The following is a 12,315-nucleotide window of genomic DNA, read 5'->3' as shown; positions in this document are numbered from 1 at the left end:
GGCGGCGCGGCGCGCGGCGCGGCGGGTGGCGCGGTGATCGGCGCGATTGCGGGCGATGCGGGCAAGGGCGCGGCGATCGGCGCGGCCACCGGCACGATGGCGGGCGGAATGCGCGCGCGGCAGAACAAGCGCGCGCAGGAAGCCAACACGCAGGCGCAGAGCCAGGGCGCGATGTCCACGTACTACCGCGCGTGGGCAGCCTGCATGCAGGGACGCGGCTACTCGATCCAGTAACTTCGTTGCGGCGCGGATATAAACAGGGAGCACGATCATGAAACGTGTAAGTCTCGTTGTCTTGTCGTGCCTTGCGATATCCGCAAGCGCATTGTCCGCCGAGCCCGAAAACGACGTGAGCGTCACGCGCGATGCGAACGGCGCCACGGTGCAGGGCGTCGCTAAGGTCACGGCGACGATCGTCGGCATCGATCCGGCGACGCGCACCGTCACGTTGAAAACGCAGGCGGGCAAGGTGATCGAGCTGGAAGTGACCAACGAGGCGCGCAACTTCGACCAGCTCGCGCTCGGCGATGTCGTCACGGCGCGGTATCGGGAATCGTTGACGCTGAGTCTCATCGAGAAGAAAACGCAGGCGTCACGCTCGGAGAACGACACGGCCGAGCGTGCGCCGCGCGGTGCGAAGCCCGGCGGCGCACTCGGCCGGGAAGTGACGGTCATCGCGGATGTGATCGGCGTCGATCGTCATGCGAAGATCGTCACGTTGCGCGGGCCGCGCGGCGAAATCGTGGACCTGCGCGTGCAGGACCCGGACCGCCTGAAGCGCGTGAAAAAGGGCGATCAGGTGAAAGCGGTCTATACGGAAGCGCTCGCGATCTCCGTCGAGCCTGCCACGAAGAAATAAGCGTAAACGAGCATCACGGCAACGCGGGGGAGACCATGAAAAGACGCTTCGCATTCGCGATGACGCATGGCGCGTGCGCCGTCGCGCTCGCGCTCGCCGGTTGCGCGCAGCCCGAGCAGCGCGTGCAACCCGGCATGGATCAGCAGGCGATCATCGCGAAGCTCGGGCCACCGAAGGAAACCTACGACCTGCCCAATGGCGGCAAGCGTCTCATGTGGCCCACGCAGCCTATGGGATCGACGACCACGGCCGTCGATCTCGACGCGTCGGGTAACACGGTCAGTGTGCGGCAAGTGCTTCAGGAAAACGAGTTCTATCGGGCCGAGATCAACAAATGGACGCGCAACGACGTGCTGGTCGCATTCGGCCGTCCGTTCGAGACGGCCTATTTCAAGCGGATGGATCGTGAGGTGTGGTCGTATCGGTATATAGAGAACAACATCGACCATATGCTCTTTCACTTCTATTTCGACGCTCAGGGCGTGCTCAGGCAAACGCAGAAGCAGCCGGACCCGAAATACGATCCCAGCCAGCGCAACGTGCTGTGAACGGCGCCTGACATGGGCGTGAACCCGCGCACTTTCTCAGGACGCGGGAACGATGAAGGCATGCGCGCAAATCTAGAAGCTGACGGCGAAGCCGAACGACACGCCGTGCACGTTGTGGCCGAACACGTAGCGCACCATCGCGCGTGTGCGCGTGATGACGACCGGATACCGGCTGCTGTCGAGCTCCAATCCGACACCGAGCGATGTCAGGTCGTTGAAGCCGAGTACGCCGGCGCTGTCGCCGAAGTAATGCGAGTACGCGGTTTCGAGCACATAGCGCACCGGGCGGTCGAGCGCGGCAAGGCCTGTGGGGGCACGCCAGCGCGCCCACAGGCTGAATTGCTGGGCCGTCGCCGATCCCTGAACGGCTTCCGACGAACTGCCGAAGCTGCGTAAATAGATATCGGTTGCGCGGAGTTCGAGATCGATCTCGTAGTGTTCGCGGTAGTGCTCCAGATCGAGCATCAGCGAGCCGCCGAGACCGTACGCATTGAGCGCGCCGTCTTCGAGGAACTGGAGGTTGGAGTTGGCGACACGGTTGAACACGGTCTGAGCGACGCGCAGATCGCTCGCCACACGGCCGATCATGCCGTTCAGGATCGGCCGCAGGCGCAACTCGTCGGTGATCGGGAAATCCCAGCCGATGCCGATGGTCGTGCTCGCGGTGTTCCATTTCGCCGGCACCGGACGTTGCTGATTGCCTTCGGTCGCGATGAAGGTCGGGTCGTACCGGCTGTACGCCACAGTCCCTTCGAGGTAAAGCGGAAACGAGCGGCTCAGGGTAAAGCCGCCGCCGAGCTGCGTCTGGCCGAAGCCCGGATTGCCGGTGGTGCCGCTGTTGATGGAAAGCGAACTCGTCGTGACATCCGGCACCGCGGTGTACGACATGATCGCGAGCACGGCGTTCGCGTAGCTCTTGACGTTCGCCCCGACGACGGCGCGGTCCGGCGCGGCCTGCGCGTGCGCGAGGACGGGTGCGAGGGCGATCGGGACGAGCATCGAAAAGATGCGCAACCGGATCGAAGAAAGGATCGGCTTTCGCATGTGCGCAGCGCTCGAACGTTGAACGGCTGATTGGTCGTACGTTGCAAACGGCTGCTCCGCCGATGTGCCGATGCACATCGCATGCGCGGAGCCCTTGAACGATCCCACGGTCACACGCAGGAAATGTAGCCTACCGGGCGGCGCGCGCCAAGCCCGACGCATACGAGAGCGTTCACACGGCGACCCAGGATTTCCTAAACTGGATCTATTCCGCGCAACATCAGGAGAGAACGATGAGATTGAACGAGCCGCGCATGGTGGTTGCCTCGATCGGCGTTTTCATCTGGCTCGGCGGCCTCTACTTCACGATTCATGGTCTGCTGTATGACGTGAAGCCGGAATTCCGCTACGGCATGTGGGCGCTCGGCATCGGCATCGTGACCTTTGTCGTCGCGTTGAATCCGCTCGCGCAACGAAGATCGGGAAAGCGCGATGAATCGACCTGATCGGCCGTTCGTGTACTAGGCTATAGAAGCAGAAACAACACGAAACTCAACGGAGAATTTCGCAATGGGTGATCTCTGGATAGGCAATGTAGACGAGTCCACGACCGACGATGAAATCCGGCAGTTCCTCTGCAATTACGGCTTTCCTCCGTACGATTCGATTCAGCGCGTGCCCGGCACCGGAGAGCATCCGGCCGCCGTCGTGAGCTTCGATAACGTCGAGCCGCACGTGCTGCGCACGTTTCAGCCGCGCATTCACAACATGTTCTGGAAAAATCGCACGCTCATGGTGCAGGTTGTGCCCGAGCGCAACGAAACCTGATGGCGTCATGACGAGGCCGCGACCCGGTGCCGCGCGCATCGTCTCGACGGCGGCCGCGGGGCGGCCGCACGGGTTGCATCGAACCACATGGGGAGACAGCGATGAAAGAAGAGAAGGCTGTCGGCGAATCGAGGGGCGTGCGCGAAGGCGCGGCTGTGCATGAGCGCCTGAGCCGAAAGCAGTATGAGAAGGAGCTTGCGCGTCTGCATGTCGAGCTCGTGAAGCTCCAGGAATGGGCCGTCCACACGGGGGCGAAGGTCTGCGTCGTATTCGAAGGGCGCGACGGCGCGGGCAAGGGCGGCACGATCAAGGCGATCACCGAGCGCGTGAGCCCGCGCATCTTCCGCGTGGTCGCGCTGCCCGCGCCCACCGAGCGCGAGAAGACGCAGATGTACGTGCAGCGTTATCTGCCGCATCTGCCGGCGGCGGGCGAAATCATGCTTTTCGACCGGAGCTGGTACAACCGCGCGGGCGTCGAACGCGTGATGGGCTTCTGCACCGAGGAGCAGGCGAAAACGTTCCTGAAAGGCGTGCCGCTCGTGGAGCGCGCGATCATCGATTCGGGCATCATCCTGCTCAAATACTGGCTCGAAGTCGGCCAGGAAGAACAGACGCGGCGCCTCGAAGAGCGCATCCACGACGAGCGCAAGATCTGGAAGCTCTCGCCGATGGACCTGCGCTCGTACAGCCGCTGGTACGACTATTCGCGCGCCCGCGACGACATGTTCGAAGCAACCGACACCGATCTCGCACCGTGGTACGTCGTACGTTCCGACGACAAGCGCCGCGCGCGCCTGAATCTCATCAGCCATCTGTTGACGAACATTCCCTACACGGCCGTGCCGAGGGAAAAGGTGAAGCTGCCCAAGCGCCAGAAGCCGGAGGGCTATCGCGAGAGCGACCGGCCGCTGCGCTACGTGCCCGAGCGCTTCTGAGCGCGACACCGGCGCACGGGTTTCGTCATGCCGCCGCGCGCGCCCATCGCTCCCGAATGGCTGTTTCATTATGAGAAACAGTGGGCGCGCGCCGATGCGATCGCGGGTCTGACGGCGGCGGCCGTCGTGATTCCGAAGGCGCTCGCCTACGCGACGATCGCCGGCCTGCCCGTTCAGGCCGGCCTTTACACGGCATGCGTGCCGATGATCGTCTACGCCTTCACGGGATCGTCGCGCGCGCTCTCCGTGAGCACGACGACCACGCTCGCGATTCTCGCCGCGAATGCATTGAGTACGACGATCGGCAACGACGACACGCACGCGCTCGCCATCGCCAATGCCACGCTGACGATGCTCGTCGGCGTGATGCTCGTCGCGGCAGCGTGCCTGCGCCTCGGCTTCGTCGCCAACTTCATTTCCGAGCCGGTGCTCGTGGGCTTCAAGGCGGGCGTGGCGATCGTCATTGTCATGGATCAGTTGCCGAAACTGTTCGGCATCCACTATCCGAAAGGGTCGTTCTTCCACAATGTCGGCGCGTTCGTCGCGGGGTTACCGCATCTTTCGGCGAGCACGCTCGCGCTCGCGATGCTCACGCTCGTCGCGCTCGTGCTGCTCGAACGCTTCACGCCGCGCGCGCCGGCGCCGTTGCTGGTCGTCGCGGCGGCGATCATTGCAGTCGCCGCCTTCGATCTGCGCGCGCACGGCGTCGAAACGGTCGGCGCGGTGCCGGCGGGATTGCCCTCGTGGACGCAGCCGGATTTGTCGCTTGCCTTGAAGCTGTGGCCGGACGCGCTGGGCATCGCATTGATGAGCTTCACCGAAAGCATTGCGGCGGCCCGCGCCTTCGCGCGCAACGACGAGCCGGTGCCCGACGCGAACCGCGAACTGCTCGCGACCGGTCTTGCGAACGCGGGCGGCGCATTGTTCGGCGCGATGGTTGCGGGCGGCGGAACGAGCCAGACGGCCGTGAACCGGCAAGCGGGCGCGCGCACGCAACTCGCGAGCCTCATGACGGCGCTCGTCGCGCTCGCCGTGATGCTGCTGTTCGCGCCGCTGATGGCGCTGATGCCGCACGCGACACTCGCCGCCGTCGTGGTGTTCTATTCCATCGGGCTTTTCAGCCCCGCCGAATTCGACGCAATTCTGAAGATCCGCCGCACCGAGTTCGTCTGGGCGCTGACGGCATGCGCGGGCGTCGTGCTGCTGGGCACGCTGGAGGGCATCGTCGTCGCGATCGTCGTGTCGCTTTTTGCGCTCGCGCATCAGGTGTCCGATCCGCCGGTCTATGCGCTCAGGCGGATACCGGGCACGAACGTGTTTCGCCGCGATTCGTCGAGACATCCCGATGACGAATCGTTTCCCGGCCTGTTGCTGCTGCGTCCCGAGGGACGGATATTTTTCGCCAATGCGCAACGTGTCGCCGAAAAGATCCGGCCGCTCGTGCGCGAGTCCGGCGCGAAGGTCGTCGTGCTGGACCTGAGCCGCGTCTTCGATATCGAATACACCGCGCTCAAGATGATGAGCGAAGCGGAAGCCCGCCTCGCCGCGAACGGCACCACGCTCTGGCTCGCGGGCCTGAATCCGGGCGTGCTCGCGGCGGTGCGGCGCTCGCCGCTCGGCGAAGCGCTCGGCGAATCGCGCATGTTCTACAACCTCGAACATGTTGTGACGAAGTACCGGCAGATTGTTTCGCCCGACGGCGATACCGCCGCGCGAACCTGAGTTGCCTTATTTGCCACTTCCCTGTCGCACATTGCGCATATATTTTAATGATGGTATTCAATTCATCGGTCCATGCGTTCATCTCGCCGGCCGATACATCTGCTTTGAGCCTCATCCCTTGCACGTTCTCTTCGCGGAGGTCACGTCATGCCGTATGCAGGTCAACTGGCGCGAAGCCAGGAAATCGCGGAAAAAGTCGCGCGCGTGTTCGAGAAGCGCGCGGAACTGGCGCAGCAGCAATTCAGCGAGCGCACGCGCGATGCGGGCACGCGTCTTTTCGGCAACGGCGACGCGGATCGTTTCAGCGATGCGGGCGCGAACGCAGCGGGCCAGTTGAACGGCTACACCTATGCGCTCGATCTCGTGCAGCGTTCGATTCTCTTCTGGGACACGCTGCGTCAGCGCGGCAACAATTTCATCGAGCAGACGAAGCGCGGTCTCGAACCGGTGCTGCACTTCGCGCATGAAATGCTGCTCGATGGCCGGACCTTCGCGCGGCCCGTGAACTACGCGCTCCTGCGCATCGTGCCGCCCGAGGGCGTGAGCATCGATCCGTTGAAACGGCCTTATCTCATCATCGATCCGCGTGCAGGGCACGGTCCCGGCATCGGCGGTTTCAAGGACGATTCGCAAGTGGGTGTCGCGTTGCGCGCGGGTCATCCGGTGTACTTCGTCACGTTCTTCCGCGACCCGCAACCCGGTCAGACGCTGCTCGATGTATGCGCGGCCGAACAGCAGTTCGTCAGGCACGTGCGGGAGCTGCATCCCGACAGCGCGAAGCCCGCGATCGTCGGCAACTGCCAGGGCGGCTGGGCCGCGATGATGCTTGCGAGCTCGCAGCCCGACGATACCGGCCCGCTCGTCATCAACGGCGCGCCGATGTCGTACTGGAGCGGCGCATGGAGCGAAGGCGAGGGCGACAACCCCATGCGCTATTCCGGCGGCATGCTGGGCGGCACCTGGCTCGCGTCATTGACGGCGGACCTCGGCAACGGCAAGTTCGACGGCGCGTATCTCGTCGAGAATTTCGAGAACCTCAATCCCGCGAACAGTTTCTGGGACAAGTACTACAAGCTGTTCGACAACATCGACACCGAACCGCCGCGCTTTCTCGACTTCGAACGCTGGTGGGGCGGCTATTACCTGATGAACCGCGAAGAGATCGAATGGATCACGCGCAATCTTTTCGTCGGCAACAAGTTATGGTCGGGTGAAGTGCGCGGCGTGTCGGGCGCGTCCTTCGATCTGCGGGCGATCAAGTCGCCGATCATCCTCTTCGCGTCGATGGGCGACAACATCACGCCGCCGCAGCAGGCGTTCAACTGGGTCGCGGACATCTACGGCAGCACGGACGAGATCAAGGCGCGCGGCCAGGTGATCGTCGGATTGATGCATGAGAACATCGGCCACCTCGGCATCTTCGTGAGCGGCAAGGTCGCGAAGAAGGAGTACACGCAGATCGCATCGGTGCTGGAGGCGATCGAATCGTTTCCGCCGGGGCTGTACGGCATGGAGATCGCCGAACGAAAGGGCGAGGGCGGCAAGACCGAGTACGACGTGAGCTTTCGCGAGCGCCGTCTGGAAGAGGTGAAGGAACGCTTCAATCGTTTCGAGCGCGTCGACGAGCGGCCGTTCGAAGCGGTGAAGCAGGTATCGGATTTCAATCAGCGCGCCTATGAACTTTTCGCGCAGCCCTTCGTGCAGGCGATGGCCAACGACACCACCGCGAGCATGCTGCGCGCGTTTCATCCATTGCGCGCGCAACGCTGGATGTTCTCGGATTACAACCCGTGGCTCGCATGGCTCGGCCCCGCGGCGGATGCGGTCAGGGCCGCGCGCAAGCCCGACACCGGAACCAGTGTGCTGCGGCGTGCGGAGCATTGCGGCTCCGACATGATCAGCGCGAGCCTCGACTTTTATCGTGCGATGCGCGATGCCACGACGGAAGCAATGTTCTTCTCCGTCTACGGCAACCTCTTCTCCGCGCATCAGGCGCAACGGCAGGAGGCGCCGGAGCCTGTAGCCGATCCGCGCGATCTGCCTTTCGTTCAGGACGCGCTTGCATCGATCGGGCACGGTGGGTATGCGGAGGCCGTCGCGCGCGTCGCGTGCCTGCTGATGCGGCACGACGAGCCGCTGCCGCTCACGCGCATGGTCTTGCGGCAGGCGCTCGCGGCCGACTACGCGGAATATCTGCCGCAGATGCCGCCCGACCAATGGCGGCGCATCCGCGGCGAGCAGGAAATCATCGTGCGCTACGAGCCGGAGCAGGCGCTCGCGACCTTGCCCGATCTCCTCGACGACAACGACGACCGCAAGAAGCTCATCACGCTCTTCGACAAGCTGCACGCGGACAGCCGCATGCAAGGCTTCGAGCCGACGGCCGCGCAGCACGACATGCTCGCGCGCATTCGCGCGGCGCTGCCCGTCAAGGCCGCGCGCGCGGCAAGACGTTCAGCGCCCGCGCACTGAGGCATCGGCGGCGCATCTCACGTTCAACGGGAGGCGGTATGAATCATACGCACGAGAAGTATGAACGGCTCATCGAGATTTGCAGGGCACTGCCGCCGCTCGCGGTGGCGGTCGCGCATCCGTGCGACCGGACATCGCTCGAAAGCGCGGTCAAGGCGCATGAGATGGGCCTGATCGCGCCGATTCTCGTCGGGCCGCGCGAGCGCATTCGCGAGGTCGCGGAGGAATGCGGGCTGAACATCGCGGGCTTTCCTGTCGTCGATGCGCCGCACAGTCATGCGTCCGCGGAAAAGGCGGTGGAACTCGTGCGCGAAGCGAAAGCCGAGGCGCTCATGAAAGGCAGCCTGCACACCGACGAGCTCATGGCCGCCGTCGTGAAACGCGAGCGCGGCTTGCGCACGCAACGGCGCCTGTCGCACTGCTTCATCATGGATGTGCCGGGCCACGAGAACGTGCTCATCATCAGCGACGCCGCGATCAACATCGCGCCGACGCTCGCCGACAAGGTCGATATCGTGCAGAACGCAATCGATCTCTGCCACGCGCTGCCGATGGACGAGGTCAGGGTCGCGATCCTCTCCGCGATGGAAACGGTGAACCCGAAAGTGCCGTCGACGCTGGAGGCAGCAGCGCTCTGCAAGATGGTCGATCGCCATCAGATCACCGGTGCGCTCGTCGATGGCCCGCTCGCGCTCGACAACGCGATCGATCCCGAAGCCGCGAGGACGAAGAAGATCGATTCGCCCGTCGCGGGGCGCGCGAACGTGCTGATCGTGCCGGATCTCGAAGCGGGCAACATGCTCGCGAAGAGCCTGTCGTTTCTCGCGGGCGCGGATGCGGCGGGCATCGTGCTCGGCGCGCGCGTGCCGATCATCCTGACGAGCCGTGCCGATTCGCTGCAATCGCGGCTTGCGTCGTGCGCGATCGCGTCGCTCGTGGCGTCGAAGCGCCGCGAAGCAGCGCAAGTGGCGGGGTAAGCCATGGCCGACGTCATCATGGTTCTCAACGCGGGTTCGTCGAGCATCAAGTTCAGCGCGTTCGATGTCGAAGGCAAAGCGCTCGAACTCGTCACGCGCGGACAAGTGGAAGGTCTCTTCAGCTCGCCGCATTTCGTCGCGTTCGATGCGCAAGGCGAGAAGACCGGCGAAAATGCGTGGGGTGAGGGCGCAAGGCTCGAACATGCCGATGCGATCGCATATCTGGGCGCTTTTCTGCGCGGTCATGGCGTGGGGCATCGTCTGATCGGCGTGGGGCATCGCGTCGTGCATGGCGGCGCGCATTTCACGAAGCCCGTGCTGACGAACGCGCACGTGCTCGACGAGCTCGACAAGCTCACGCCGCTCGCGCCGCTGCATCAGCCGCACAATCTCAAGCCGATCCGCATCATCGCCGAGCGCAATCCGGGCCTGCCGCAAGTCGCCTGCTTCGACACGGCCTTTCATGCGGATCAGGCGCCGCTCGCGCAGGCGTTCGCGCTGCCCGAATCGATCACGAAGAACGGCGTGCGGCGTTATGGCTTTCATGGCCTCTCGTACGAATACATCGCGAGTACGCTGCCCGATATCGCGCCCGATGCGGCGCGCGGGCGCACGGTCGTCGCGCATCTGGGCAACGGCGCGAGCCTGTGCGCGATACACGCGGGCAGGAGCGTCGCGAGCACGATGGGCTTCACCGCCGTCGATGGCCTCATGATGGGCACACGCTGCGGCAATCTCGATCCCGGCGTGATCCTTTATCTCCTCGACGAGCTCGGCATGAACGCGCGCGAGATCGAAGACCTGTTGTATCGCCGCTCGGGCCTGCTCGGGGTATCGGGCATCTCGGGGGACATGCGCGCGCTCCTCGCGAGCAGCGACGAACGCGCGCGCTTCGCCATCGACCTTTACGTGTATCGCATCGGCCGCGAGCTCGGCTCGATGAGCGCCGCGCTGCAAGGGCTCGATGCCGTCGTGTTCACGGCGGGCATCGGCGAGCATTCGAAAGAGATACGTCAGCGCGTGTGCGAGCAGGCGGCATGGTGGGGCATCGAGCTCGATGCCAAAGCCAACGAGAGCGGCGGCCCGCGCATCAGCACCGCGTCGAGCAAGGTGAGCGCCTGGGCGATTCCGACCAACGAGGAACTGATGATCGCGCGTCATGCGCTCGCGTTGATCGAAGGAGCGCGCGCATGACGCTGAACGTGCCACATCCCGTGTTGAAGGGCGCGAAGGCGCTCGTCACCGGCATCGCCAACGAGCATTCGATCGCGTATGGCTGCGCGAAGGCGTTCCGCGAACTGGGCGCCGATCTCGCCATCACCTATGCGGACGAAAAGGCGCGCCCGTATGTCGAGCCGATCGCGAAAGATCTCGAAGCGCCGATCTTCATGCCGCTCGACGCATCGAGCGAGGAGGAGACCGACGCGGTGTTCGCGCGCATCGCGAGCGAGTGGGCGAGGCTCGATATCCTCGTGCATTCGATCGCGTGGGCGCCGAAGGGCGATCTGCAAGGCGGCCTGTTGAACTGTTCGGCGCAAGGCTTCGCGAAGGCGATGGACATCTCCTGCCATTCGTTCGTGCGCATGGCGCGGCTCGCGGCCCCGCTCATGAAAAACGGCGGCGCGATGTTCACGATGAGCTATCACGGCGCAAACAAGGTCGTCCCCAACTACAACGTGATGGGCCCGGTGAAGGCCGCGCTCGAAGCGTGCGCGCGCTATCTCGCTTACGAGCTCGGTCCGCAGGGCATTCGCGTGCATGCGATCTCTCCGGGCCCGCTCAAGACGCGCGCGGCGTCGGGGCTCAAGGACTTCGACCTGTTGCTGACCGAAGCCGAAGAACGCGCGCCGCTCGGCGAACTGGTCGACATCATGGACGTCGGCTTCACATGCGCGTTCCTCGCGACGCCTTATGCGCGGCGGCTGTCGGGCGAAACGCTCTATGTGGACGGCGGCGTGCACATCATGGGATGAAACTCTTCGACCGGCTCTTCAATCGCAGGGCGAGTGAGCCTCAGGCGTCGCGCGAGGACGTGCGGCAGGCGCTCGAGCGCATCGTCGCGATTGCGCCGCAGGTGAGGCTCGCGAGTCGCTTCGAAGCGCGGCTTGCGCCCGTCATCGGCAAGACGCTCGGGTTCGCGCGCGAGCTCGTCTGCGCGCTGCCGCCGCCGCGCGATGCGACACCCGGCGCTTGGGCGGGCGATCCGCATTTGCGCGCGATGTTCGCGACGCCCGAGGATATCGTGAGCGTCATCGGGCAATCGAACGAAGTGCGCGGCTGGTTCGACGAGCATTTCACCGCGGACCACGTCCATGCCGTGCTGAGCAGCCGGATGATCGAGCGGCGCGTGCTCGGCTCCGCGCTCGAAGGCGGCGTGATGCGCGCGGACGTCGCGCGCACGACGATCGGCTTCGAGGACAAGCGCATGCGCATCTGCGCGGAAACCGACGACGCGCTCAGGCGCGACATCGTGCTGCGCATGGTCGAGCAACTGACGCTCGAGGCGATGGCGCGTTTCACCGCGCAGGAAGCGAGGCGCGAGGCGCTCAACGAAGAGCGCGCACTGCTCAGCGCGCGAATGCAGATGCTCGGCCGGCGCGGCACGGGCATGGGCGGTCTCGTCTCGTCTGTCGGGACATCGGGCGACATGGCGCGCCTGCAACGCGACGTCGCGGAGAACGAAGCGGCGCTCGCCGCGCTCGGCTCGCGGGCGCAAGCCGTCGACGTGCAGCTTCGCACGCTCGTCGATCTGCTCGCGGAGCCCGCGGCGCTCATCAGCGTCACGCCGCGCACGCTGTGCATCAATCAGATGAACCTGCTCGTGGAAGAGGGCAGCGACGAATGCGGCGCGGAAGTCACCATCCAGCTCGCGCGCATGCCGATGCAGCCGCAGCAGACGCGCGCGGTCGAGTTCGTGCGGATCGCGCGGCGCGACATGCCGCCCGCCGGCACCGCGCTCGATGGCGCGGAACACTGGGTCCTGTAACCGC

Annotated in this window: 13 protein-coding genes; 12 read left to right on the top strand and 1 reads right to left on the bottom strand. The window is 64.8% G+C overall.

Going from position 1 to position 12,315, the window contains the following annotated elements; translation table 11 throughout:
* The 3 genes from NCS58_RS23930 to NCS58_RS23920 form a co-directional block, all read left to right on the top strand.
* Window positions 1–234: glycine zipper family protein (locus tag NCS58_RS23930; protein ID WP_250538892.1), on the top strand; the 234-nt coding region annotated here is incomplete at its 5' end.
* Between the two features lie 37 nt (window positions 235–271).
* Window positions 272–859: a hypothetical protein gene (locus NCS58_RS23925; protein ID WP_061117231.1), complete on the top strand. Its 588-nt coding sequence runs from the start codon at window positions 272–274 to the stop codon at window positions 857–859.
* Window positions 860–894: 35 nt separating this feature from the next.
* Entirely contained in the window at window positions 895–1,407 is a 513-nt protein-coding gene (locus tag NCS58_RS23920; RefSeq protein WP_061117230.1) for a hypothetical protein, read from the top strand.
* A 72-nt stretch (window positions 1,408–1,479) separates the two neighbouring features.
* Here NCS58_RS23920 and NCS58_RS23915 read toward each other — a convergent pair whose 3' ends face one another.
* The gene (locus NCS58_RS23915) at window positions 1,480–2,406 is read right to left on the bottom strand and encodes a hypothetical protein (RefSeq protein ID WP_409219303.1); all 927 of its coding nucleotides are present in this window, start codon (window positions 2,404–2,406) and stop codon (window positions 1,480–1,482) included.
* A gap of 278 nt (window positions 2,407–2,684) precedes the next feature.
* Here NCS58_RS23915 and NCS58_RS23910 point away from each other — a divergent pair, with 278 nt between their 5' ends.
* The 9 genes from NCS58_RS23910 (at window position 2,685) to NCS58_RS23870 (ending at window position 12,311) form a co-directional block, all read left to right on the top strand.
* Entirely contained in the window at window positions 2,685–2,897 is a 213-nt protein-coding gene (locus tag NCS58_RS23910; RefSeq protein ID WP_250477705.1) for a DUF2964 family protein, read from the top strand.
* A gap of 64 nt (window positions 2,898–2,961) precedes the next feature.
* On the top strand, window positions 2,962–3,219 hold the full coding sequence (locus NCS58_RS23905; RefSeq protein ID WP_061117229.1) for an RNA-binding protein: 258 nt from the start codon (window positions 2,962–2,964) through the stop codon (window positions 3,217–3,219).
* A gap of 101 nt (window positions 3,220–3,320) precedes the next feature.
* On the top strand, window positions 3,321–4,154 hold the full coding sequence (gene ppk2, locus NCS58_RS23900; RefSeq protein ID WP_061117228.1) for a polyphosphate kinase 2: 834 nt from the start codon (window positions 3,321–3,323) through the stop codon (window positions 4,152–4,154).
* Window positions 4,155–4,181: 27 nt separating this feature from the next.
* Window positions 4,182–5,876, top strand: coding sequence for a SulP family inorganic anion transporter (locus NCS58_RS23895; protein ID WP_061117227.1), 1,695 nt, complete (start codon window positions 4,182–4,184; stop codon window positions 5,874–5,876).
* A 147-nt stretch (window positions 5,877–6,023) separates the two neighbouring features.
* The gene (locus tag NCS58_RS23890; RefSeq protein WP_250477704.1) at window positions 6,024–8,348 is read left to right on the top strand and encodes a DUF3141 domain-containing protein; all 2,325 of its coding nucleotides are present in this window, start codon (window positions 6,024–6,026) and stop codon (window positions 8,346–8,348) included.
* A 38-nt stretch (window positions 8,349–8,386) separates the two neighbouring features.
* Window positions 8,387–9,325 (top strand): phosphate acetyltransferase, encoded by a 939-nt coding sequence (locus NCS58_RS23885; RefSeq protein WP_061117225.1) that lies wholly within the window; start codon window positions 8,387–8,389, stop codon window positions 9,323–9,325.
* A 3-nt stretch (window positions 9,326–9,328) separates the two neighbouring features.
* Entirely contained in the window at window positions 9,329–10,519 is a 1,191-nt protein-coding gene (locus tag NCS58_RS23880; protein WP_250477703.1) for an acetate/propionate family kinase, read from the top strand.
* Window positions 10,516–11,298 carry an enoyl-ACP reductase FabI gene (gene fabI / locus NCS58_RS23875; RefSeq protein ID WP_061117223.1) on the top strand — a complete coding sequence of 261 codons (783 nt, stop codon included), beginning with the start codon at window positions 10,516–10,518 and terminating at the stop codon, window positions 11,296–11,298. The genes NCS58_RS23880 and fabI overlap by 4 nt, the downstream gene beginning before the upstream one ends.
* Window positions 11,295–12,311: a hypothetical protein gene (locus NCS58_RS23870; protein ID WP_061117222.1), complete on the top strand. Its 1,017-nt coding sequence runs from the start codon at window positions 11,295–11,297 to the stop codon at window positions 12,309–12,311. The genes fabI and NCS58_RS23870 overlap by 4 nt, the downstream gene beginning before the upstream one ends.
* The last annotated feature ends 4 nt before the right edge of the window (window positions 12,312–12,315 follow it).

The sequence above is a fragment of the Caballeronia sp. INML3B genome (assembly GCF_023631305.1).
In the GTDB taxonomy this organism is placed as follows: Bacteria; Pseudomonadota; Gammaproteobacteria; order Burkholderiales; family Burkholderiaceae; genus Caballeronia; species Caballeronia turbans.
This window is presented reverse-complemented; position numbering and strand designations above follow the sequence as displayed.